Below are 25,407 nucleotides of genomic sequence, written 5' to 3' on the forward strand. Positions count from 1 at the left end.
TTGGTTGATTGAGGCAGATTTGTAAAATCTAAACAAATAAAAATGAAACGTTATTTACTTACCCTCCTTATTATAATCGATACTACCTGCAAAATCTTTGCACAACCCGGTAATATCATCCAACAGGAGCCAATTACATCGGCCCTACAAAAAGCCAATATAGGTAAAGTGGTTTTTGAGGCAGATACTATTCCGCTTGAAGGGTTGAAAGCAACCGATCTGTTAACAAACTATCAGGCCAGGCCTGCCAATAATTTGTACATGCGCCTTTTGCTGGCCAACTCGCTAACCAATTATCAGCATATTTTACAGCCATCGGCAAGTGTTGAGCAGCTGAATCAGGGTAATTTTCAGTTTACTTTTTATGTAGATGGCAGGCAGGTTTACCAGGAAAACCTGCACAAGGGAGCCAACTTGCCCATTGTGAAAAATACGAAGACCACCATTTTTGTTCCGCTTATCAGTAACCGGGGCGAGGATTCATGGGGACGATCTTTATGGGGGCGGTTCATAAACCATGGCGGAGATGACGCGCTTACAACCGGGATTCACCAACTTAAAATAGAGGTGCGGCCTTATATTGCTGTGCCCGATTTAAAAGTTGGCGAGCTGATAGCACAGGGCGGGATAAGCTTTACTGTTCCGGCAATTGATCCGAAGGATGCCCAACTACAGTCTATAAAGCCAGGCAGTGGCTGGCCGGTATCAAATGAGGCTTTCGATAAAAAGAAGATCATGGATATGAACGCCATGATTGCGGGCAACAGGTTTAAACAGATCACCAGTGTGGTTGTGATCAAAAACGGTAAGTTGCTTATAGAGGAGTATTTTAACGGCAGCGCGCGCGATTCATTACACAATCCTCGTTCGGTAGGTAAAACTTTTGCGTCGGCTGTAATGGGCATAGCTATTCATGATAGCTATATTAAAAGCGTTGATCAAACTCTAAAGGAGTTTTATAATTTGAAGAAATTCAACAATTATTCGGCTCAAAAAGATAATGTAACGCTCAAGAGCCTGCTTACCATGAGTTCAGTTTTTGATGCTGATGATGATAAAAGCGATTCGCCCGGAAACGAGAATAATATGTATCCTACTGACGACTGGGTGAAATTTGCGCTTGACCTTAAAACAGACAGCAGCAAAGTAGCTGGTAAGCAATGGAATTATTTTACAGCAGGCGTAGTTGTATTGGGCGATATCCTCAATAAATCGGTACCTGGGGGATTGGATAAATATTCGGCCGACAAGCTTTTTAAGCCTCTTGGCATAACAAATTATCGTTGGCAATACACCCCGAAAAATGTCCCTAATACTGCGGGCGGTCTGCAAATGCGCTCGCTTGATTACGCCAGGTTTGGTCAGTTGTATAAAAACGGTGGATTATGGAACGGTAAACAGGTTTTACCCCAAAGTTGGGTGAAGGATTCATTTACCCAACACCTCACTTTGCCTAAAGATGTGGTAGGCGAGGGCTTTTACGGCTATCTCTTCTGGAATAAAACCTATACGGTAAATGGCAAGGCATACGAAACTTATTATTGCTCAGGTAACGGCGGCAACAAAATCTTTGTTTTTACCGATCAGCCGCTGGTGGTTATCATAACTGCCGAGGCCTACAATACACCTTACGCGCACCCGCAGGTTGATAAAATGATGCGTGATTATATTTTACCGGCAGTGTTGAAATAATTGATATAGAGACGCATCACATGCGTCTATGAATATGCCGGTCGATACCTTATTACAATGAGACGCATGTGATGCGTCTACACTTTATGCTTATTCAATTTTTAAGCGGAATATCAAATTATTTCTTCGGCAATCGAAATAATAAAAAACAAGATTCTTAAGATGATAATAACTCTTAGTCGCTATGATATAATTTAAGTAAACTTTTAACGGTTCGGTTGCTCCTACAGTAGTTAAGAAGATCTTTTTTCCATTACCACTTAAAATATATAACCCCTTGTTACCATCATAACAAGGGGTGTCGTTGCCGTATTCAACTGTCAATATATCAGAGTCTTTTATGTCTTGCTTCTTGATAGTAATCGGCGCCTTGTCAAAGGCGGTATATTCTGCTATTGTTTTATCGTTGTATTTTACATGCCAATAATCAATAGTATCGGCTTTTGAATAAATGTTAGTATTGATGGCAGTAGCCAATATAAGGGTGAATAAGTTCATAGCTGCTTTAATCGCAGGTGGTACACAACCTTGAAACAAACTCCGCCAAATGCATGGCTTTTTCGGCACCTCTGGCTTGGGTGTTGCCAATGATCAGGGTATGTTCAACTATCTCAATTACAAAATCATCCAAACGGATATCCATTACTACGTTGCGGAAATTACGATCGGCTCCGGATGCTGCTTTTTGACGGTCGCTTACCAACATGTAAAACGTATCGCTGAATGCTTTGTCTTCGGCAAAATCAAGCTCAACGGGGTGGATGAGTTCTTTAATTTTGTCAACAAGCGTTTCGCGCCTGATGAGTACCTTTCCAAAATCGTGTTTTAAGTAGGCCAGCGCCCAAATGTGATGTTCGGTAGTGATAGCTTTACCGTGGTCGGCATGTTTAGGTGTGGCCTCCGTAAAAAGTATGTAACTATCGTTGTTTTTATTTTTTACAGCATATGAGCCGCTCAGGCTTACATCGCTGTAATTTTTAAATACGCTGAACTGTTCTAAATGAAAATCGATATGTCCGGTTTGCTCAATCCTGAACCTTTGCTGAAGCGTTTCAAGTATAGCATTTATATCCGTTACCGGTGTTGCAATTTGTGTTGTATCAAGGGAAGCTGACACTTTTATAAAGTTTAGTGTTAATGATTAACACAATAATAACTTTTTCGCAACAAAATTCAAAAAGTGATTAGTTAGGATATGGTTTCATTTTTCCACATGAACAAACACAATTTGGATCATTAACGCCCATCTTTTTCAGGAAAAACTGGTAAAAGCCAATCCTGTCGTTCATGTTGTACATATTTTCGCCTTTATTACACTCTACGTCTCCGTTCACGATGTTGATAGTCATGCCAAAGCCTGGTGTACGGCCAGCGGCCTTATCTTCTGCATTAGGTTGCCATTTGCCCGTCATAACATCATGTGCCGATGGCTTATGCGTTTGAGGGGTCATCCAGAAATAAATAGCTGTTTTAAAAGCCATTACCGGGTCGGTTTCCACTAACTCAGGGTTTTGCAGCAGTATTTTATCATCGCCTAAAATACAGTCAGAAGCATAGCCATAGTTGCCATTGTAGCTTAGCTGCATTGGTCCGCGGCCATAGTATTTTTTACCGGCAACAGGTGGATATTCATCATTTTCGGCAATGTAGGGGAGACTGGTATTACTTTCGTGGATCAGCATCAAACCGTCAGTATAAGAGGCATTCATGCCGTGGCGGGTTTCATGGGCAATGTGTGCGAAAAAGGCCGCGAGTTCTTTTTTATTTACATCGGCGCTGTATTCGGTACAGAAATTACCGTAATCAATGGTGTAGGTGCTATCGGGTTTAGCCTTAGCCCATTCCTCGTTCCAGTCAACATCCTGACGTACAATGGCGCTTTTGTTTGTTTTTTTATCGGTACGCACCAACTGGTAAACAGATGTTGCCCGGCGGGTTACTTTTACTTTGATCATGCCCAGCTCATCGGCTGCTTTAATAAAGGAAGCGTAGGTGTAAAATTTATCGCGCTGCGGAAATAGATCATTGAATTGTTTTTCGCTCAGTAAACTGGCTATACTTACTTTAGGAGGAACTGGTTTATCTGACACCGCCTTATTACTGTCGCTGCCACTGCTATTTTTACTGTTTCCGCCGCAGCTAAAACCGGTTGAAAGTAGAATTACAAGGGAGAGGCAAAGAAGCTTAGATGATAATATGATCGATTTCATGGGTTTAACACTAAGTATGTTAGATGATGTTACTAATGCAAGTTTAAGCTAACATTTTAAAAATTACACTTCATTAGCAAAAAATATGCTAATTGCTATGAAATACAAATTTTAAGATGATAGCTTTGGAATAACAGTAATCATGAAAAAAAGATTTTGCAGGCTTTATTTAATTTGCTGATAGCCAGCATAGCTGTTTTTTGTAACCAGATTGTTGTGGTTTAATTGTTAAATTAAGCATGAAAATATATACTAAAACGGGCGATAAGGGGTTTACCTCATTAATTGGTGGTACCCGTGTGCCCAAGCATCATATCCGGATTGAAAGTTATGGAACCGTTGACGAACTAAACTCGTACATAGGGTTAATTCGCGATCAGGATATTGACGCGAATGATAAGGAGGTATTGAAGCAGATACAGGACAGATTGTTTACTATTGGATCATCACTGGCGGCAGATCCGGAGCGCTCAAAAATGGTTATTCCGGACTTGTACCTGAGCGATGTGGAAGCATTGGAAACGGAGATAGACAACATGAACGAAAAACTGCCGCCGCTAAAACATTTTATTTTGCCCGGTGGTAGTAATGTTATTTCATTTTGCCATATTGCAAGATGCGTTTGTCGCCGTGCCGAAAGGATCACCGTTCAGCTTGCCGAAGAGAGTACAGTTGATGAAAAAGTGAATATTTATCTGAACAGGTTGAGTGATTACCTGTTCATTTTGGCCCGCAAAATTGCAAATGTTAATAAAATAGCTGAAAATCAGTGGATACCACGGGTTTAAAAAATTGAAAAAAAATATTGATATTCAATTTGAAAATGTTATACTTTTGCGAAAAAGCAAATTTTACTGAAAATTATAAATATAAATAAAAACGATGTATTGGACACTTGAACTGGCATCGCACCTGGAAGATGCACCATGGCCCGCAACAAAAGACGAATTAATTGATTATGCTATCCGTTCAGGCGCTCCTGTTGAGGTTATCGAAAACCTTCAGGCACTTGAAGATGATGGCGAACCGTACGAAAACATAGAAGAGATCTGGCCGGATTATCCGACTAAAGACGACTTCTTTTTTAACGAAGACGAGTATTAATCACGATAATAAAACCCTTAGCAATAAGGGTTTTTTTGTTAACCACTACTTTTTGGAATGATTTTAGTATAGGTGAATTCACATTTACTTAATTAAAAACATACAAAATGAGAGGTTTACTGTACATCATCGCTGTTATCCTTGTTATAGGATGGCTGTTCGGAGCATTTATTCACCCGTTTGGAGGTGGTTTGATTCACATACTATTAGTGATAGCAATCATATCGGTGCTTTTAGGTGTGATCAGACGGGCATAACAATTTTAACCTTGTATTGCAAATAGAAAAAGCCACGGCTGTTATAGCTGTGGCTTTTTGTTTAATAACAGTTCGGCAATAGCAATATCTTCAGGGAAAGTGATCTTGATATTACTGTGATCACCCTCGGTAAGTTTTATTTCGGCGCCGTATTGTTCAACAACACTGGCATCATCCGTGAATGTACTATTGAAAGGCTGCTCGTAGGCTTTTTTTAACAGTGACGCTTTAAAAGTTTGCGGGGTTTGCACCAGGTAAATCTCGTCCCTGATTAAACTAACCGATTTACCATCTCTTACCTGTCGTATCGAATCGCGGCTTTTAACGGCTACTACGGCCGTTCCGTGCTCAGCGGCGCATCGATAGGCGTCGTCGATAATTGCTGGCGATACAAGCGGACGTACGGCATCCTGTACGGCTACAAGGGCATCAGTATCGGTAATGAGATCAAGTCCCTGCTTAACGGAGTGAAAGCGGGTTTCGCCACCGCTAACCAACTGGTGGGGGATGGTGAAAGAATATTCCTCAATCAGCTGCTGCCAATAAGTATGATAGGCTTCGGGTAAAACCAGTATAATGCCCGGCTTAAATGCTGACTGCTCAAAGGCCTCAATTGTGTGCATCAGCACCGGCTTGCCATTAAGTAATAAAAACTGTTTAGGCAGGTTCGATTGCATCCGGCTGCCCGAACCGCCGGCTACTATGATGACGTAATTAAGGTGATTAGAGTTTAGAGATTGGAGGTTAGAAGCCATTTGCTTTTATTGAGAATTGGAGATCACTATGTCATTGCGAGCGATAGCGTGGCAATCGCACACTATACAGGGCAGCCCGGGAGAAACGCGTGCGATTGCTTCGTCGCTTCTCTGCGCAATCCCCGCAGCTCCTCGCAGTGACATGATGGTACATGGTCAAAACTACCACAAAAAAAATGAGATATGAAACCGTAGTCTCATATCTCAAATCTTATATCTCACACCTAATAATATTAGATGATCAGCATCGCGTCGCCGTAGCTGTAGAAGCGGTATTTTTCTTTTACTGCTATTTCGTAAGCGTTCATTACGTTTTCGTAGCCACCAAATGCCGCGATCATCATCAACAAGGTTGACTCTGGGGTGTGGAAGTTGGTGATCATTGAGTTTGCAATACTAAAGTCGTATGGCGGGAATATAAACTTGCTGGTCCAGTCGTTAGCTGCTTTCAATGTTTTGTTTGCAGATACAGCCGATTCGATGGTACGCATTGAAGTAGTACCAACGGCACAGATGCGCGCTTTACGCTCAATACCGCGGTTTACGATATCAGCTTGTCTTTGCTCGATAATGAATTGCTCCGAATCCATTTTGTGTTTGGTTAAATCCTCAACCTCAACCGGGCGGAAAGTGCCTAAACCAACGTGTAATGTAACCTCGGCAAAATCAACACCTTTTAGTTCAAGGCGTTTCATTAGTTCACGGCTGAAGTGTAAGCCTGCAGTAGGGGCAGCAACAGCACCTTCGTGTTTAGCAAAAATGGTTTGGTAACGCTCCTTATCTTCGGCAGTAGCTTTACGTTTAATGTATTTTGGAAGCGGTGTTTCGCCCAAAATTTCAACGTTACGACGGAATTCTTCGTCGGTACCGTCAAACAGGAAGCGGATGGTACGGCCACGTGAAGTAGTGTTATCCACAACCTCGGCAATCAGCAAATCGTCGTCGCCGAAATATAATTTATTACCTACGCGTATTTTACGGGCCGGATCAACCAGTACATCCCATAAGCGCAATTCTTTGTTCAATTCGCGAAGCAAAAATACTTCGATAGTGGCACCTGTTTTTTCTTTGTTGCCATATAAACGGGCAGGGAAAACTTTGGTGTTATTAAGGATCATTACATCCTTATCATGAAAGTAATCCAGCACGTCTTTAAATATTTTATGCTCAATTTTGCCTGAATCTTTGTGTAAAACCATTAAACGTGATTCATCGCGAGTGGCAGAGGGTGTATGGGCGATAAGGGATTCAGGTAAGTTAAATTTAAATTGAGATAATTTCATGCTTGTTTTTATGAATTTTCAAGGGCGCAAATGTACGAAATTTTTTTGTTAATTTAACAGATTTTTTTAAGAAGGGTTTTAATTACACTACTGTTATATTAATTAAAAAATACTGTAACTTAAATCACCCGCTGTTGTCTAAAAAATATCAGCAGGTTGTTAAATGTTTTAGGAATAATAACACCAGCTATTTTATTACCTCCAGGCGCTTTTTTACCGTGCAATAAAGGTTGATTAACAAGTAAGATCAAAATAAGTTATATGCTTTTTTTAAAACTTTTAAGGGAAAGTTTTTTGTTTGCGGGCGACGCCCTGCGGCAGAACAAAACACGTACGTTGCTATCCTTGCTGGGGGTAACCATTGGTATATTTACGATCATTGCTGTTCAGTCGGCAGTTGATACGCTGCGCAATAACCTGCAAACCAGTGTTAATAAGCTGGGTAATAACAGTATCTATGTGCAAAAATGGCCCTGGGTAGGCGGTAGTGATTTCCCCTGGTGGAAGTATCTGCAACGGCCGGAGTCTGATCTTCGTGACTTTAATGAGCTCTCGCGTCGTATTACCACAGCCGAAGCCTTATCATATGAAATAAACATCGATAACCGTACCATCAAATATAAAAGTAACACGGTTGAAGGCGCCCAGGTTGATGCCGCATCGGCAGATCACGACAAAACCTGGAATTTTGATTTTGAAAGCGGCAGGTATTTCACGGACATGGAATCAAAAACCGGCGCGCCGATAACCAATATTGGCTATGATATAGCACAAAACCTTTTCCCTGATGGTGACGCTGTTGGTAAGCAGATTAAAGTAATGGGACGTTATGTTACCGTTGTGGGCGTGTTTTCAAAGCAGGGTAAGGATATGCTGGGCATCTCGACAGATAAAGAGGTGTTACTGCCTCTTAACTTTGCCCGCAATTTAATTGATATTCAAAGCTCTAAATATGGGCCATCCATCATCGTGCGCGGCAAAAAAGGTATCCCTACCGATGATGTTGAGAGCGAGATTAAAGGTCTGATGCGTTCTATCAGGAGGTTAAGGCCCGGTGCGGATGATAATTTTTCATTGAACCGTACTACCATGATCACCCAGCAACTTGATGACTTGTTTAAGGTTGTTAATATAGCGGGTGCTATTATCGGCGGTTTTTCTATCCTGGTAGGTGGCTTCGGGATAGCTAATATCATGTTCGTGTCGGTAAAGGAACGTACCAATATCATCGGCATACAAAAATCATTAGGCGCTAAAAACTATTTCATATTATTGCAGTTTTTAATTGAGTCGGTATTGCTTTGTTTTGTAGGGGGGATCATCGGGTTGCTTTTCGTATATCTCGGTACGTTTGCCGTCAAGGCGGCGTTAGATGTACAGGTAATACTTGATGCCGCTAACATTTCAAGAGGTTTGAGCTACTCAATTATTATAGGTGTAATAGCTGGTATCATCCCTGCTTATTCAGCGTCAAGGCTTGATCCGGTTGAAGCCATCCGTACAAACTAACATTGATATGAAAACAATTAAAGGATTTTGCTTTTTAGCGGCTTTGGCTGCCGCAACCGCTTGTAACCAGCCAGCCAAACAACAGGACTCAACTAAAGCAGATTCAACCGCAACCAACGCTGCTAAACCCGCCGAAACACAGGTTGCAGCCGATACTGCTAATACAAGTGATGTTTTGAAAGCTTATATTGCTTTAAAAGATGAGTTTATTAAATCAGACGTAGCGGGAATTAAAACTGCTGCTACCGATCTGGAAGGTAAACTTTCAGGCATTAAAGGTTGCACCGAAACAGCTACCGTAGCCCATCAGATAACAACAGCTGCCGATATTAAAGCACAGCGCGACGCGTTTTTGGTATTAAGTAAAGATGTGATCGCCTTAGTAAAAGGAGCTAAACTGAAATCAGCACCAATTTACGTGGATTTTTGCCCTATGGCCGATGGCGGGAAAGGTGGCTACTGGCTTTCATCAACCAAACCTATCGTAAATCCATATTTTCCGGAACACATGAAAGAGTGCGGATCGGTTAAAGAGCAGATTAATTAAGTTGAACCCTGATTTTCACGATTGAAGGATTTCATGATATTTTAAAGCGATAGGAAGTACCTATCGCTTTTTATTTTGATGGGGTTGATCGAATAGATAAATCCGAAATCGAACATCCCAAATCCGAAATCAAGCTGATTGCCTGATATGTTTTGCCAGCTTGCTGTATAGTATTTCGGGAACAAAAGGTTTGGTAAGATAATCGCACATGCCGGCTTCAAGGGCTTGTTGATAGGTTTCGGGCATGGCATCGGCAGTGAGCGCTATAACTGGTATATCCGGGTGCGATTGCCTGATGATGGCTGTGGCTTCAAACCCGTTCATTACCGGCATTTGTAAATCCATAATGATCAGATCGTACGTATTGTGGTTAACCATATCAACGGCTATCTTTCCGTTTAAAGCCTCCTGCACCTGCGCGTTCCATCGTTTTAAGAACCTGCCGGCTATCATCAGGTTCATTTTGTTGTCATCTACCACTAAAATGTTCATGCCCTGCAGGTTATTATCTGTAACCGGTGCCGGGGCAACTTCAGGTTTGGGAGTCGCAATTGCTGGCGCAACTGCAAAGTTTATTGAAAAACAAAAGGTGGTGCCCTTACCCAATTCGCTGGAAACAGCAATGGTGCTGTTATGTAGTTCTATCAATCGCTTGGTGATAGCTAAACCTAAACCGGTGCCACCATAGTCGTTATTGATTACCTGCTGATCTTGCATAAAAGGATCAAAAACAATATTAAAGCTTTCTGGCGAAATGCCGATACCGGTATCTGTAACTGCAAATTTGATAGTAACGGTGTTTTCGGTTGTTACATCTTTATCCAGCCGGATAGTAACTTTACCGTTATGCGTAAACTTAATGGCATTGCTAATGAGATTGTTGAGCACCTGGCTCAGGCGCATAGCATCGCCCATTAAATCTGCGGGAATAGTATCGTCTGCTATTAGCTCAAGCGTTAACGCTTTCTCCGCAGCCCTTGATTCAAATGATTGCTTGATCTTGCGGATCAACTGATGGATGTTGAACCTTGAATTATTAAGCTCGAGTTTACCTGCTTCTATCTTATTGTAATCTAAAATATCATTAATGATGGCCAGCAGGTTCTCGCCCGAAAATTTAAGCGTGTTCAGGTATTCCATCTGTTCGGGCCGCGGATCCTGATCAAGCAGCAGGTTGGTTGAACCAATAACCGCGTTCATTGGCGTACGGATCTCATGGCTCATGATAGATAGAAACTCCGATTTAAACTTGGATGATTTTTCGGCCATTTCTTTGGCCCAGATCAGCTCCTGCTGTGCTTTTTGCTGATCGGTAATATCCTCGCCAATGCTGGTAGTTTCTTTAATATCACCATTCTCATCATAAAAAACCGTGTTTTGCCAGCTGATGATCCGTTGTTCTCCGTTCCGGCAGATGATAGGGTTTATAAAATGAGGTAAAATGGCGTTGTTGGCAAACCAACTCTTCAAAAAGTCTTTCAAGTCATCAGGTATGAAGTTGTCCATCCAGTTCATACCTATCAGTTCTTGTTGTTTGTAGCCAACAAGTTTGGCTAAATATTTATTACAGAAAGTTATTGTCCCGTCGCCGTCAACGGTAATAGCTATCATGTTTATTTTTTCCAGTACAGATTTGTATTTGTTTTCGGCACTTCTGAAATCAAGTTCGGCCTGTTTGCGTTCGGTGATATCCTGAAGTGTGCCTATGATTTTACGAACGCTGCCGTCCTCATTATAAAGGCGCTTGCCCGCAATAATGCTCAGGTATTTTAAATTACCACGAGGGGTTATAATACGGTATTCGTGCGATGAATCCATGGTGTTGGCATCGCTTTGGAGCAGTTTCCTGATGATGTTTTTATCATTTGGATGTACGTATTTAAGCAGCAGGTTTACAAAGGTTTTGCGATACAATGAGGTGTCCTGCCCAAGCTCATAAATATTATTCAACTCATCCGACCAGCTAAGGTTGCCTGTAGATACATCATATTTCCAGTTGCCAATCTTCGCTATGGCCTGGGCTTCCATAAGTTCAAGCTGACTTAGTTTTACGGCCTTATCGGCCAGGCGGGCTTCAGTTATATCCTGGATGATACCAAAGGTACGGGTTCCCGAGCCTGTGCCTGATCTTAATTCCTTTTCGCCTCGTTGTATCCTGATGTATTTTAACTTGCCCGCAGGGGTAATGAATTTATGCTCAAACTTGTTTTGACTGGTGCTGCGGATAGCATTAAGATACTGAAAGGTATTCTCTCTGTCGTCGGGGTGAACAAGGGATATGTAGTAGTGAAAGCGGTTCATCCCTCCCGGGATAGCCTCAATCTCAAGCAAATCATTCAAATTGGCCGACCAATGGGTTTCCTTGCTTTCATGATCATACCACCAGTTGCCTATTTTAGCAATGTTCTGAGCTTCCAGCAGTAAACTTTCGTTTTCTTTTAAAGCCAGTTCATATTTTTTTTGCTCAGTAATGTCAACAACCGAGGCCGAGATCCGGCCGGTGTAAGTACCATCACTATCGAAAACAGGGGTAAAGTTGGCTATAAACCAGTGGCCGCTATCATAATCTGACGGAAACTCAACCGACGTAGGTTTACGGTTTGCCATGACGTAGTTTAAGGCCATATCATACTTATGGGCTTTTTGAGGGCCTACAACCATGTCAAGTGTTTTACCGATAGCCACCCTTGGGTCTACCGCACGTTCGGTAAGTTCATTAAACCAAACGTTTCGGCAAATCTTGGTTTCATCAAACTCAAAGATGATATCGTTAAGCGAATTGATAAGTGCGTGAAGATGCTTACGGTGTTCCCGAAGCTCGGCGTCGTTTTGCATCAGGTTGTTATTAAGCTCCATTACGTTATCAACTGCTCTTTTTAGCTGGTATTGATATGCCATCACCACCAGGAATGATACGTAAGCTATTAGCGTAAAAACAAGAATGAGCACCACAAGCACCGTGGACGATATAACTGGCTTTGTCGCCATAAAATAGGCAATCACAATTGCAGCAAGATTAGCTTCGCTTATAATGATAAATTCACGACGCTTTCTGCAGAAGAGGGTTAGCGCGATGAAAATAGTTATTGCGCTAAACAGGTATACATGGGCGAACTCGTTTTTACTGAGTAAAATACAGTTGTTTATTACCAGGAAGGATGATACTGTAGCTACAATCGCTGCTTTATAAAAAGCTGCATTGTTAATGAAGGAAAAAAATAAAGCTACAGCACAAAAAAAGCAATTTATTGCCCGAAGCCAAAAAGGATCATAAGAATTTTGGAAGCAGAGATAATGCAAAGACGGACTTGCAATAAACAAACCTATCAACAACAGCCGGTAAACGGTAGCTTCGTTTTGGATCATTACCAATGAGTTACCTTTTAACGACATGTTTTGGAGTAATTTTTTAATCAATTATTAACGTTTATAAACAATAATACAGGTGTTAAAATAATAAATTTGCCCGAAATTTTTACAAACAGTAAATTATATTAGCGGTTATTAATACGCAGATTTATTTACATTTGTTGCAGATACAAATTTCTATGGCGGAAACAGCACAACTAAAAATTGGTGATAAAACATTTGAGCTCCCTGTAATTGAGGGCACTGAAGGTGAAAAGGCAATCGATATTTCTAAGCTTCGCGATCAAACCGGTTATGTAACACTTGATATCGGGTACAAAAATACAGGCGCTACCAAAAGCGCCATTACTTTTTTAGACGGGGAACAGGGAATTCTTAAATATCGTGGTTACCCCATTGAAGAACTGGCCGAAAAATCATCATTTATAGAAGTTGCTTATTTGCTGATATATGGTGAATTACCAACTGCCGAACAGCTGAAAGCATTCCAGTATGAGTTAAGCCGCCATACGCTGGTGCACGAGGATATGAAAAAGTTTTTTGATGGGTTTCCGTCAAAATCTCACCCAATGGGCCAGTTATCATCACTGGTATCAGCTTTATCGGCTTTTTATCCTGAATCATTAAAACCATCACAAACTACTGAAGAGCTTAACCAGAGCATTATTAAAATGCTTGCTAAAATGGCTACCGTGGTTTCATGGATCTATAAAAAATCATTAGGCCATCCGGTTATTTATCCTCAAAATAAATACGATTACGTTACCAACTTCCTGTACATGACCTTTGGTCAGCGTACCGAAGATGTAACTATCGACCCGGTTGTGATTGATGCCATGAATAAGTTGTTAATCTTACATGCTGATCATGAGCAAAACTGTTCTGCTTCTACGGTACGTATTGTAGGTTCATCCGATTCAAATATCTATGCTTCTGTATCTGCAGGCATTTCTGCACTTTGGGGCCCGCTACATGGTGGTGCTAACCAGGCTGTAATTGAAATGCTGGAGAAAATTAAAGAAGACGGCGGCGATACCGATAAATGGATTGCTAAAGCTAAAGACAAAAACGATCCTTTCCGTTTAATGGGCTTTGGTCACCGTGTTTATAAAAACTTTGATCCGCGTGCTAAGATCATCAAAAAAGCATGTGATGATATTTTAGAAAAGTTGGGTATCAATGATGAAGTGTTGGAGATAGCCAAGAAACTGGAAGAAGTTGCCCTGAAAGATCCTTACTTTGTTGAGCGCAAGCTTTATCCTAACGTTGATTTTTATTCAGGCATTATTTACCGTGCCTTAGGCTTCCCAACTGATATGTTCACTGTACTGTTTGCCCTTGGTCGTTTACCGGGATGGATAGCCCAGTGGAAAGAAATGAAAGAAAACAAAGAACCTATCGGTCGCCCACGCCAGATTTATGTTGGCGCTACCGACAGGGAATATGCTGACATAGCAAGCCGTTAAGAACGGGGTCAATGGTTCATAGTTGATGGATCATTGCTCATAGAAAATATTATATTAAATAGGAAAGCGATGGGGGATAACCTCATCGCTTTTTTTGACCGCTGACTTTTTACTTTAAAAGTTGATTACGCTGATTTCGTTGAGTCGTATTTCGCTTTATTGATGCAATTTCCCAATCAACGAAATCAGTGTAATCATTCATCAAAAAAATCAACGATCAAAAAAGCCCCGCAGGTTTTCACCATGCGGGGCCGTATATAAATCAATCAACTGTGAAGTTTGTGCCTAAAGCTTGGTAATGGTGAATGTATTGACTACCGTGTTTAATACAATTTTGTATGTGCCACCGGTTGTTATGGTATAATTACCTCCGCCTGCGGTAAGCGCAGCAGGGGTACCACCTAAGTTTACATCCCAGTTGTGGTTAAACCTAAACTTCATATCCTTGCCGGCAATTAAAGCAACGGTAACGCTCCATGTTTTGGTAGTAGCATCATAAAGCATATCGGTATCAGTGTTCCAACCACCCGGAGTAGCATCACCAATAACGCTCCAGAATACAGGAGTAGCTGTAAATGTACCTTTGGTTTTATCGCTTTGGTCAATAACTGCGTGCAGTGCATAATAGCCTGCAGCCGGTACTGAAATGTTGCCGCCTGTAGTGCTTATCTTTCCACTGCCTGCATCGCCGTATGCAACGTCCCACACTTTTTTAGGGGTAATTTTAAACTCAAGTTTGCCTGCAGGGAAACCAATATAACCGTCATATACGCCATCGTTATTAGGCGAAACAAGACTATCGGCAGTAGCCGGATCCCATCCCTGATAAGCGCCTGGTACATAAATGTAGCCTGTACCCTGGTATGGCAATACGGTTAAAGTGATAACATTTGAATAAGTAGCTGCCAGGTTTGGAGCTGCCGATGATTTAATACGTACCTCAACCTGCGACGGATCGTTATAAGATAACTTCAGGGCAGTTAACATATCATTAAGCACACCTACCTTAAGTGTTTGGGTAAGCTTGTCTGTACTTACTTCCCTGGTGTTTTTAAAATTATCGCCCTTTACATCCAATTGTAAAGTGTAGGTGACTGGTGCATTATACCCAGTAACAGGAGTTGCTGCCCAGCTAAAGGTAACAGCATCATTATTTGCATTTGGTTTTGATAATGCCGGTGAAGTTGTTGTTGAAGTTAGGGCACCCACTTTGCCCACGTTGGCTACAACCTTTGTTTCATCCTTTTTACATGACGCCAGCATCAGCAGCGCGATACCGCCAAATGCCAGGAGCGTGGTAAATATTTTTTTCATATCCTTTTTTAGGTTTTATGGTTTCACGGGAGATACTTTGTGGGTATCTCCCGGTATAGTATTAATATCCTGTATTTTGTTTCAGATTAGGGTTAGCCGTAACATCTGCAGATGGTAATGGATAAACAGTGCGGAAACTCTCAACGCCTTTTCCATCTTTTGAACCGCCTTTAAACGGCCATAGATAGGTATCTTCAACAAATTTTTTGTAACGGATCAGGTCGGTACGGCGGAAACCTTCCCAGTACAACTCGCGACCTCTTTCGTCAAGCAATAAATCGGTTGTTAAGGCTGTTAACTGACCGGTAGTAGCGCTTTGATAAGCACGAGCCCTTAATTTGTTAACATAGCTTAATGCAAGTGCTGCATCGCCACCACCGCCACGTGTGGTAGCTTCGGCGTAAATAAGGTACTGCTCGGCTAAACGGAAAATAGGGAGGTCCATATCTGCATAGTCCAAACTTTGTGGAGCTCCGCCATCTATTTTAACATCCTTAAATTTACTGATGGCATAGCCGTCGGTAAAGGTGCTTATGGTATTGATGTCAATATTTTGGCCGTCGGTGTAAAACTGAGCACGTTTGTCAGCACTTGAAGCGCCGCCAGGGAAAAGGTTTACAAACGCTTTGGTGGTACGTAAACCAGCCCATCCACCGGCAATACCGTAATCAGCAGCAGGCATTGAGCCACCAACAGGGGCGTGGGTCATAAAGGTAGCACCACCATAGCTTTGGGTATGCAGACCGTCATAGTTAATGGTTAAGATAAACTCGTTTTTATTGAGGTTGTTATCGGCACGCATTAACTTGGTGTAGTCGGTAACTAAAGAGTAACCGGCATCAATTACTTTTTTAGAATAAGTTACAGCATCCGGGTAATGTGCAGTGCCTGTATAAACCTCGGCATTTAGATAAATCCTTGCTAATAATGCCCATGCAGCGGCTTTATCCGCGCGGCCGTATTCATTACCGCGGGCGTCAACAAGCCCGGCATCAATTGCCTTAAGTTCGCTTTCTATATAAGCAAACAGGTCTTTACGGCTAATTTGTTTCGGTAGTGGACCACCCAGCGGATCGTTTTCGGTTACAAAAGGAGGGGCCGCAAACAGGTCCATCAAAATTGAATACTGGTAAGCCCTTAAAAAACGTGCTTCAGCAACATATTGATGTACTTTATCGGCATCGGTACCCTTGATACCCCTGCTGCTCAGGTTAGCATCAGATGATTGGCGAATGAAATCATTAGCCAATGTGATCTGGTACATACACCTGTAGTACAAGCCGGTTAAGAAGGTATTGCTTGATGACCATGACATGTTATGAAAATCAGGCAAGCCCACGTCTCCCCAGCCTACTACTGCTTCGTCAGTCGGTAATTCCTCTGCGCACCAGTAAAGACGGAAAAAGTCTGATGTACCTTCGTCAATACCCTGGATATCTTTGGTACCGTCATCGCCGGCAGGGCCTTTGTTACCTGTTAACGCAAATGCGCCGTATACTTTGGCAAAAGCCTGTTTGTAACCTTCGGGAGTACTGTAAACCTGTGAGGCAGTAACGTCGTTGGTTGGTAGTAAATCCAGCTTCTTGGTGCATGAGGTTAATCCTCCCGCAATCAGGGCTGTAATTGTTATATATTTTAATGAATGTCTTTTCATGTTAATTTTTCTTTATTGTTGATTAACGATGGTTATAATGAAAGATTAAGACCTAACACGTAAGTACGCGGGCGCGGATAAAGGTTGTTATCGATGCCGGTATTAACCTCCGGATCAAGACCTTTGTATTTGGTGATAACAAATACGTTTTGCACGTTGGCGCTTAACCTTAAATTGCCTGTGTTATGAAATACTTTACCAAAATTATAACCTACGTTAACGTTATCCATGCGGATAAATGAAGCGTTTTGGATGTAATAGTCAGATAACCTGCTTTTGTCAAAAGAGCCTGTCATGCCGCTTTCAAGTAAATTGGTTGAGGCGTTGTTTAAGATGCCTATACCATTAAATACACTTAATTGTGTGCCTGAGCTTGAGAAAACGTTATTATATACATAGTTGCCAACGCTTGCCCTTGCAACAAAACCAGCCGACCATTTTTTGTAGTTAAGGTTTGAACTTAAACCAAAATAACCTTTAGGATCAGAGCTTTTATAACGGTATAAGTCATTTTCGTTAACTATACCATCTTTATTTCTGTCAACATAAACACCATCCAGGGGTTTGCCATCGGTGCCGTAAACCTGTTGATAAACGTAGAATGAATTGCGTGAATAACCAACAGAGTTAATTTGAATGGTATTACCGGTACCGCCTGAGATACCGCCGGTTGGCGCACCTGGATAGCTTGGGTCCGGAGCCAGTGTTAGTTTGGTTATTTTATTGGTATTGTATGTAGCGTTCAGGTTAACATTCCAGGTAATGTCGCTGGTCCTGATCACATCCGCGCTCAGGTTTAACTCTAAACCATTGCTGGTTAAATCGCCAATGTTGGCTACAATGTAATTAGAGAAGTTGGTACCTGCTGGTTGCGGGATTTTGTTTAACAGTTTTGATGTTTTGCGGTGATAGTAATCTACAGTACCGGTAATACGGTTATCAAGGAAACCGAAATCGATGGCTACGTTGGTTGCAGCTGTTTGCTCCCAGGTACGCAGCGCATAGTAACCACCCGGACGATATAAGTTATAAAATGAATCGCCAAACTGGTATTGTGCAGTGTTAGTACTCAGGTTGTAGAATGAGATAACGTCATAGTTACCAATGCCATCCTGCTGGCCGGTGATACCATAACCTGCACGAAGTTTCAGGTCAGATAAAGCGGTTATGCCTTTAAACATCGATTCTTCTTTCAACTTCCATGCAAATGCAACTGAAGGGAAAGTACCGAACCTTTGGTTAGGGTTGAATTTTGATGAACCATCGCGGCGTACAGTACCGGTTAAAATGTATTTATCTTCAAATACATAGTTTAAACGACCGTAAACTGATATCAGCCTGTTTTCTGGTTTATCATATGGATAAACAGGCTGTGTGCCAGGCTGCTCTGTACCGTCATGTGCAAAGTTGCCAAAGTTGTAATTAGTGATAGAGAAATCCTGGTAAGAGTAACCTGCTACCGCGTCAATGTGGCTGGCTATGCTTTTCAAATCCTTAGCGTAGCTTAAATAGCCTTCAAATATGGTGTTTGACTGGGTTTGTTTGTATTGGTTGTTTAAACCGCGATGAGTAACACCTTTTGTATCAAGGAAGCCTTTGTAATTTGAAGCCGCGCTATCAGGAATGATATTGTGGCCTGTACCTTTTGATACGTCATAGCCTAAGTTAACATTGGCATGTAACTCCGGTAAAAAGTGGAATTTATAATCTAACTGCAAGTTGCCTATGCTGCGGTAAACAGTACTGCGGTTATCCTGCTGCTCTAATAAACCAAGCGGGTTTAAAGTAGCAAGATCTTTAAGCGGACCGCCCGGCTGGGCCGGATTGTTTAACCATTGCCAGTAACCGCCAAAGCGGCTGTTGCCTGAGTAAACCGGTTTGGTAGGGTCAAAGCTTACTGCCGAGCCTATCGCACCTTCATTGGCAAACCTTTGTTTTACCTGCGCGCCCTTAGCGTTTAAATTAACTTTCAGGTGATCGGTAAAAAAGCTTGGGCTCAAATTGATGGCACCTGTGATACGCTGCATTGAGCTGGTTTTTAAAACACCATCCTGGTCAAGGTAACCGGCAGATACGCGGTAGGGCAGGTGTTTTGTAGCGCCAGATACACTAATGTTATTATCGGTAGTGATACCTGTTTGGTAAATTTGTTTTTGCCAGTCGGTACTTGCAGTACCTAATTGCGCTATTTGAGCAGCTGTTCCATTGGCTTTAACATAATCACGGATCTGATCAGCGCTTAGCACAGATGCTTCTTTAGGGATCTTGCTGGCCGAAACCTGTGAGCTGAAATCAATAACCGGTTTTCCGCTTTTTCCTTTTTTAGTAGTGATTAAAATAACACCGTTTGAAGCCCTGTTACCATAAATGGCTGCTGCAGAGGCATCTTTTAATACCGAAAACGATTCGATATCGTTAGGGTTGATCAGGCTTAGGGGGTTGGCAGCGCCCGAGATGCTGGCGTTGCTGATAGGCACACCGTCGATAACAATAAGCGGATCATTACTGGCGCTTAACGATGCACCGCCACGGATACGGATAGTGCTACCTGCGCCAGGCGCGCCGCTGTTTGATATTACAGATACACCTGCAACTTTACCTGCAATTAACTGCTCGGGAGTTGTAATAACACCTTTTTGAAAATCTTTGGCGGTTACGTTGGTAATAGCACCCGAAAGGTCTTTTTTACGTTGCGTACCGTAGCCGATAACCACAACCTCGCTCAGGCTTTTGCTTTCGGGCAGCAGGCTGAAGTTTTCGATAGTAGCACCGCTAACGGTTACTGATTTTTTGATGGTGATATAACCGATAAACTTAACACTTAGCGTATAAGTTCCGGCTTTAACATTATTAATGGCGTAGTTACCATTAGGGTCGGTAGTTGAACCAATAGTGGTACCATCGATAGTAACCGTAGCACCGGGGAGGGGCAGGTTGGTTTCGTCAGATACCTTTCCTTTAATACTCCCGGTTTGTGAAAACGCCATGAATGACATCATCAGGAAAGCACAAAGAAGAACATACTTTTTTGAGTAATTTTTTCTCATTTACTTATTGATTTTTATGGATAAAAAAAGGCTTATTTTGCCGGCTATAATTGGTTTATTATTGTGGCCGAAACAGCATGCGACTAATTTACATTTACAAATATCAAATGCAAATTTTATGTAAAAGATAATTTTAAAGCGTTTAATTAAGTCTTTTTTAACTTGAACGAAATATTAAAATTTATCGAAATGGCAGAGAAAAATTATTGTTTTTATGCGAAATTTGGATTTAAACCCATATTTGTGAAATAAGTAAGTGTCAAGTTTACACAATAGTTGATTTTACTTTTATGCAACCAATTTCCGGGAACGTTCCCGGTAACGTTACCGATTTTAACTGTTTTATGATGATGAAAAAAATAATTTTCTGCGCGTTTTTAGTTTTTGGCCAAAATTTTTTGCTTTTTAGCCAGGTGAAAATATCCTTTTTTACCGGCAAAATTCAGGCTCCCAAAAGCCCCCTCGAACGCCTGTTTCTGGCAGGTGATTTTAATGGCTGGAACCCCGCTGATAAGACGTGGGAACTGGTTAAAAACGGCAACGGAAATTATGCATTAAGCAAAGAATTGCCCGTTGGGTTGATCCACTTCAAAATTACCCGTGGCAGCTGGAACACAGTTGAATGCGACGCTACGGGTAAGTCAATTGATAACCGGAGCCTGGTGATAAAAAGTGATACCAATGTAAAACTCGATATAGCGGGCTGGCAGGATAGTTTTGCACCGGCTGAGAAAAAGCACACCGCTACAGCGCGGGTACACATTATCAGCGAAAACTTTGAAATACCACAGTTAGGAAGAGAGCGCCGCGTTTGGATTTACTTACCAGCCGGGTATGATACAGGTAGTAAAAAATACCCTGTAATTTATATGCACGACGGTCAAAATCTTTTTGACGAATACACCTCAAGTTATGGCGAGTGGGGCATTGACGAGATCATGGATAAAATGCCTGAACAGGAAGAAAGCATCATAGTTGGTATTGACCATGGCGGCGATTACCGTTTGACGGAATATAATCCGTATGATTCAAAATATGGTAAGGGCAGGGGGGATGATTATGTGCAATTTTTAGTTAAAAACCTTAAGCCATATATCGATGCACATTATCGCACTGAAAGTGATGCCACTCACACAACAATAGCAGGCAGTTCGATGGGCGGACTTATTTCCATGTACGCCCTGTTGAAATATCCGGAGGTATTTGGAAATGCCGGTGTATTTTCACCCGCGTTTTGGAACGCTCCCCAACTGTTTGACCTGGCTAAACAGGTTAAGATAAGTGCAAAAAGCCGTTTTTATTTTGTTTGCGGTGATGCGGAAAGCGACACAATGGTTCCCGATATGCAAAAAATGGCTGATGTAGTAAAGTCAAGAGGGATAAAAGCAGAAAATGCGCCCGTTACGGTAATTAAGGGAGCGTCGCACAATGAAAAGCAATGGAATGGCGACTGGCCGGGGTTTTATAAATGGTTGATAGGGTTTTGAATAAATTGCATCTCCGCGCGTCGTTGCGAGGCATGAAGCAATCGCGAACTATACAGAGCGGCTCTGCTTATCGGGGATTATTAATAATGATAATTTGTTTTTAACAGGTATTAATGAGCTCCCTTCGGTCGGTTGTCTTCGTGCCTCGCAATGGCGGATAATTCAGTCACTCACCCAATCTTTCCCTTAAATTTAATAGTTTTGAGGTCAGCGTATGCCCATGACCATCGAAGAAATATTAAAACAGTACTGGAACCATGATACTTTCAGGCCAATGCAGGCCGAGATCATCCAATCTGTTTTATTAGGTAACGATACATTGGCCTTGTTGCCTACCGGAGGTGGTAAATCAGTTTGTTTCCAGGTACCTGCATTGGCCAAAGAGGGGATATGCATCGTGGTATCGCCATTGATTGCCCTTATGAAAGACCAGGTTGAAAACCTGCGGGCCAAGGGGATCAATGCTATTTCAATCGTGTCGGGCATGGGGCGTAGAGAGATTGACCTGGCACTGGATAATTGCATCTACGGTTCGGTAAAGTTTCTGTACCTGTCGCCCGAGCGCCTGCTCAGCGAACTGGTGCGCGAGCGGGTGAAATACATGAAAGTTAACCTCTTTGCTATTGATGAGGCGCACTGTATTTCGCAGTGGGGCTATGATTTCAGACCGCCGTACCTGCACATTGCCGATCTGCGGGAACTGCATCCTAACGTACCCGTTTTGGCGCTCACCGCTACTGCTACTGCCGATGTAAAGGCCGATATCCAGGAAAAGCTAAAATTCAAAAATCCGGTTGTTTACCAGCAAAGTTTTGAAAGGAGCAATATCAGCTATGTGGTACAATACGAGGAAGATAAGTTTCGTAAAATGCTGGATGTTGTACGCGGCGTTAAGGGCAGCGGCATAGTATATGTACGCAGCCGGAAAGAAACCTTTGAGATAGCAAAGTTTTTGAGCGATAACGGTATAAGGGCCGATTATTACAACGCCGGTCTTTCGGTTGATCAGCGTGCGGAAAAGCAGGAAGCCTGGAAAAATAACCGGGTGCAGGTTATTGTAGCCACCAATGCATTTGGTATGGGGATAGATAAGCCGGATGTAAGGTTTGTGATCCATAAAGATATTCCGGAAAGTTTGGAGGCTTATTACCAGGAAGCCGGTCGCGGAGGCCGCGATGGAAATAAAGCATTTGGAGTATTGCTGTACAACCCTGCTGATAAGCTTAAACAAGAAAAAATGTTTGAGCTTAACTTTCCATCCATCGATGAAATTAAACAGGTGTACCATCACCTGGCCAATTATTTCCAGCTGGCTTATGAGGCAGGTGAGGGGTTGAGCTTTGACCTCGATCTTGGCGAGTTTTGCAGCCGCTATAAGCTTGATGCCATTAAAACGCTTAACGCCCTTAAATTTTTAGAGCGCGATGAATATCTGGCTTTTAATGAGAGTGTGTTTTTGCCCTCACGTTTTCAATTTGAGGTAGTTAACGAACAGCTATACAACTTCCAGATCCAGAATGCAGGCTGGGACCCATTTGTAAAAACATTACTCCGTTCATACGGTGGCGCGTTTGAAAATTATGTGCGTATCAAGGAGTTTGATATTGCAAGGCGTACCGGCTTAAGCGTTCAGCAGGTTATTGAAGGCATGTTACAATTGCAGCAGTATGGCTTGTTGAGCTATATGCAGCAAACCGATAAGCCTCAGGTTACTTATTTAAAACCACGGGTGCAGGGTAGCCACCTCATCATCGACAGGAAATATATTGAACAACGCAAGGAAGTTTACCGCCAAAAAATGGAGGCGGTTTTTGATTACGCTATTCATAAACGATGCCGAAGCCAGATGCTGCTGGCTTATTTTGATGAAACCGACAGCCGCAAATGCGGTGTTTGCGATGTTTGCCTTGAGGAAAAGCGAAAGGTGAACCAGGACGAGATCTTCGATAATATCACTACCGAAATTGTACAGTTACTCAGCATTTCAAACCCCGACATCGGTAACCTGATAACTGGTATCAATATCGGCACCGAAAAAGAAAAGATGGAAACCATACGCCTGCTGCTCGATGCAGGTAAGATCAAAACCGATGGCGAAGCTTATTATTTGAGTTGATGGTTTTTATAGCCCGGGTTTGACAGAGGGCGTGATTCTGCTCTACAGCGACACATTATTTGTTAAAAGTCCGTTTTTTGCAGCAGGTCAGCTTCAGGTGAAAACGAACAGAACATGTGGGGAATGTGCGGCTGCAGGGGCATAGCAAGTTTTTGCAGAAGCCATGGGAGCATGTGACTTGGGGCAAAATAATTGCAGCCTGTGGTTCTGTTCGTTTTGCAGGGCAATGGCAGTGTGGTGGGTTGGAGGGTAGGGCGTGCGCAAAGAAGCCTTTCTGCTGCAAGCCTTTTTGGGTACTTTTGTGGCGACAAAAGTACCTGGCCCTGCGCGGCCAAGAGCGCGACAATGTAAGTTCATCACAACAATAATCGTTACCGGCCCCTCGGAGATTATTAATAATTGTAATTTTTTGCATGTATTAATGAGTTCCTTTCGGTCGGTTATCTTGGTTTCTTGTAATGATTTGATTTTAAGTTATTGATTATCAAGTGTATTTTTTCTTGGCATGTAATGTTAATTTGGGCGTTGCCTGCGGCCCGGGCTTTCCGTTGCAAGTCCTCGCTTTTCCAACCCACATCCCTACACACGCTGTGGGCTTTACACTGCAATCCCTAACGCGGGTCTACGCTCCATAACTGCAAAACCAAAAACGACACATTCTTATTTTATATGTCATCACAACTTTTTTAAGGGCTGCCTTGGTAATTACTCGCAATAATGTGGAGTAGATGTCATTTCACTTTCACAGATCCCGGTTTTTCTATTCAGCATGACAACGATATAATCAATCCCTCTTAATTTCATGCCCTATTTCACCGGAGAAAATCACCGGCTTACCGATAAAAACCTGCACTCCGGCTAATTGAACTAAAACCGCTGTAACGTTTTTTATTTGAGATCGTCATATCTGTGTATTCAATGAAATAAAATAATAATCACTTGACAATCAAAATATTAATACCATGAAAACTACATCAATCGCCATCGCTACCGTAATGTTTATGGTACTTGGCTTCGCAAACATCGCATCAGCAAAAACAGCAAAAAATGATGCAGCCGTTGTTTTAACTGATATCAGTAAAATCAACAAAATTGAAGTTTACGGTAACGTTGAACTTTATATATCAAGCGGCCCGGCCGACGAGATAAAGGTTTACAACCGCTATTATTCTGAAAACGCGCTGGTTCAATCACAAAAAGGCGTATTGCGCATTTCATCATATAAAAATGAAAAATTAGTAGTTTGGGTAACTGCAAACCAATTGAGCGCAATTAGTGCTTACGATAATGCCGATATCAAATCATTCGGTAGCTTTTCAGGCATCGACCTTGATGTTAAATTAAACAACAACGCATCTGCAAGCCTTAACCTGGATACTTACAGCGCCAGCATCACCTTAAGTGGTAACGCCAAAGCCGAGCTTAAAGGTAACACCAACGAATATAGCCTTACCCGCAATGTAACTTCAAATGTTAACAGTAACGGCCTGGCATACGCTCACGCTACCGAAACGTTGAATAAAGAAACCAAACCAAGGGTTGATGAATTTGCAACTTTATAACTTTATAACAGCCATTTTTTTGAGTCAATTATATA

General features: G+C 42.1%; 19 protein-coding genes. 10 read left to right on the plus strand and 9 right to left on the minus strand.

From position 1 onward, the window contains the following. Positions 1-42: 42 nt before the first annotated feature. A complete protein-coding gene (locus DEO27_RS05465; RefSeq protein ID WP_112574053.1) occupies positions 43-1,692 on the plus strand; it encodes a serine hydrolase domain-containing protein in 1,650 nt (549 codons plus the stop codon). A 90-nt stretch (positions 1,693-1,782) separates the two neighbouring features. On the opposite strand, the gene DEO27_RS05470 is transcribed toward DEO27_RS05465, so the two are convergent. From DEO27_RS05470 to DEO27_RS05480, 3 genes are all read right to left on the minus strand, one after another. Beyond that, entirely contained in the window at positions 1,783-2,190 is a 408-nt protein-coding gene (locus DEO27_RS05470) for a hypothetical protein (protein ID WP_112574052.1), read from the minus strand. A 7-nt stretch (positions 2,191-2,197) separates the two neighbouring features. Next, complete coding sequence (locus DEO27_RS05475; protein ID WP_112574051.1) at positions 2,198-2,809, minus strand: hypothetical protein; 612 nt, start codon at positions 2,807-2,809, stop codon at positions 2,198-2,200. Between the two features lie 67 nt (positions 2,810-2,876). Then, positions 2,877-3,902 (minus strand): chitinase, encoded by a 1,026-nt coding sequence (locus DEO27_RS05480; RefSeq protein ID WP_112574050.1) that lies wholly within the window; start codon positions 3,900-3,902, stop codon positions 2,877-2,879. 239 nt (positions 3,903-4,141) lie between these two features. Between DEO27_RS05480 and DEO27_RS05485 the strand changes: the two genes are divergently transcribed. From DEO27_RS05485 to DEO27_RS05495, 3 genes are all read left to right on the plus strand, one after another. Then, positions 4,142-4,690 (plus strand): cob(I)yrinic acid a,c-diamide adenosyltransferase, encoded by a 549-nt coding sequence (locus DEO27_RS05485; protein WP_112574049.1) that lies wholly within the window; start codon positions 4,142-4,144, stop codon positions 4,688-4,690. Positions 4,691-4,784: 94 nt separating this feature from the next. Then, a complete protein-coding gene (locus DEO27_RS05490; RefSeq protein WP_002996718.1) occupies positions 4,785-5,006 on the plus strand; it encodes a DUF2795 domain-containing protein in 222 nt (73 codons plus the stop codon). Positions 5,007-5,113: 107 nt separating this feature from the next. Next, a complete protein-coding gene (locus tag DEO27_RS05495; protein WP_112574048.1) occupies positions 5,114-5,263 on the plus strand; it encodes a lmo0937 family membrane protein in 150 nt (49 codons plus the stop codon). Positions 5,264-5,304: 41 nt separating this feature from the next. On the opposite strand, the gene DEO27_RS05500 is transcribed toward DEO27_RS05495, so the two are convergent. Both DEO27_RS05500 and queA read right to left on the minus strand, forming a co-directional pair. Beyond that, on the minus strand, positions 5,305-6,018 hold the full coding sequence (locus DEO27_RS05500; protein WP_112574047.1) for a 2-C-methyl-D-erythritol 4-phosphate cytidylyltransferase: 714 nt from the start codon (positions 6,016-6,018) through the stop codon (positions 5,305-5,307). Positions 6,019-6,251: 233 nt separating this feature from the next. Further along, positions 6,252-7,301, minus strand: a complete 1,050-nt coding sequence (queA, locus tag DEO27_RS05505; RefSeq protein ID WP_112574046.1) for a tRNA preQ1(34) S-adenosylmethionine ribosyltransferase-isomerase QueA — start codon at positions 7,299-7,301, stop codon at positions 6,252-6,254. Between the two features lie 261 nt (positions 7,302-7,562). On the opposite strand from queA, the gene DEO27_RS05510 reads away from it, so the two are divergent. Then, positions 7,563-8,810: an ABC transporter permease gene (locus DEO27_RS05510; RefSeq protein ID WP_112574045.1), complete on the plus strand. Its 1,248-nt coding sequence runs from the start codon at positions 7,563-7,565 to the stop codon at positions 8,808-8,810. 7 nt (positions 8,811-8,817) lie between these two features. Beyond that, positions 8,818-9,357, plus strand: a complete 540-nt coding sequence (locus DEO27_RS05515; RefSeq protein WP_112574044.1) for a DUF3347 domain-containing protein — start codon at positions 8,818-8,820, stop codon at positions 9,355-9,357. 129 nt (positions 9,358-9,486) lie between these two features. Here DEO27_RS05515 and DEO27_RS05520 read toward each other — a convergent pair whose 3' ends face one another. Further along, positions 9,487-12,774 (minus strand): PAS domain-containing hybrid sensor histidine kinase/response regulator, encoded by a 3,288-nt coding sequence (locus tag DEO27_RS05520; protein WP_146750081.1) that lies wholly within the window; start codon positions 12,772-12,774, stop codon positions 9,487-9,489. A gap of 131 nt (positions 12,775-12,905) precedes the next feature. On the opposite strand from DEO27_RS05520, the gene DEO27_RS05525 reads away from it, so the two are divergent. Beyond that, positions 12,906-14,192: a citrate synthase gene (locus tag DEO27_RS05525; protein WP_112574042.1), complete on the plus strand. Its 1,287-nt coding sequence runs from the start codon at positions 12,906-12,908 to the stop codon at positions 14,190-14,192. 285 nt (positions 14,193-14,477) lie between these two features. Here DEO27_RS05525 and DEO27_RS05530 read toward each other — a convergent pair whose 3' ends face one another. From DEO27_RS05530 to DEO27_RS05540, 3 genes are all read right to left on the minus strand, one after another. Beyond that, complete coding sequence (locus DEO27_RS05530; RefSeq protein WP_112574041.1) at positions 14,478-15,506, minus strand: SusE domain-containing protein; 1,029 nt, start codon at positions 15,504-15,506, stop codon at positions 14,478-14,480. Positions 15,507-15,567: 61 nt separating this feature from the next. Continuing rightward, on the minus strand, positions 15,568-17,160 hold the full coding sequence (locus tag DEO27_RS05535) for a RagB/SusD family nutrient uptake outer membrane protein (protein WP_112574040.1): 1,593 nt from the start codon (positions 17,158-17,160) through the stop codon (positions 15,568-15,570). A 32-nt stretch (positions 17,161-17,192) separates the two neighbouring features. Next, positions 17,193-20,207: a SusC/RagA family TonB-linked outer membrane protein gene (locus DEO27_RS05540; RefSeq protein WP_112574039.1), complete on the minus strand. Its 3,015-nt coding sequence runs from the start codon at positions 20,205-20,207 to the stop codon at positions 17,193-17,195. A gap of 413 nt (positions 20,208-20,620) precedes the next feature. Here DEO27_RS05540 and DEO27_RS05545 point away from each other — a divergent pair, with 413 nt between their 5' ends. From DEO27_RS05545 to DEO27_RS05555, 3 genes are all read left to right on the plus strand, one after another. Then, positions 20,621-21,694, plus strand: a complete 1,074-nt coding sequence (locus tag DEO27_RS05545) for an alpha/beta hydrolase (protein WP_223818168.1) — start codon at positions 20,621-20,623, stop codon at positions 21,692-21,694. 220 nt (positions 21,695-21,914) lie between these two features. Then, on the plus strand, positions 21,915-23,810 hold the full coding sequence (locus DEO27_RS05550; protein ID WP_112574037.1) for an ATP-dependent DNA helicase RecQ: 1,896 nt from the start codon (positions 21,915-21,917) through the stop codon (positions 23,808-23,810). A gap of 962 nt (positions 23,811-24,772) precedes the next feature. Continuing rightward, positions 24,773-25,372: a GIN domain-containing protein gene (locus DEO27_RS05555; protein ID WP_112574036.1), complete on the plus strand. Its 600-nt coding sequence runs from the start codon at positions 24,773-24,775 to the stop codon at positions 25,370-25,372. The last annotated feature ends 35 nt before the right edge of the window (positions 25,373-25,407 follow it).

Source organism: Mucilaginibacter rubeus, assembly GCF_003286415.2.
Classification (GTDB): domain Bacteria; phylum Bacteroidota; class Bacteroidia; order Sphingobacteriales; family Sphingobacteriaceae; genus Mucilaginibacter; species Mucilaginibacter rubeus_A.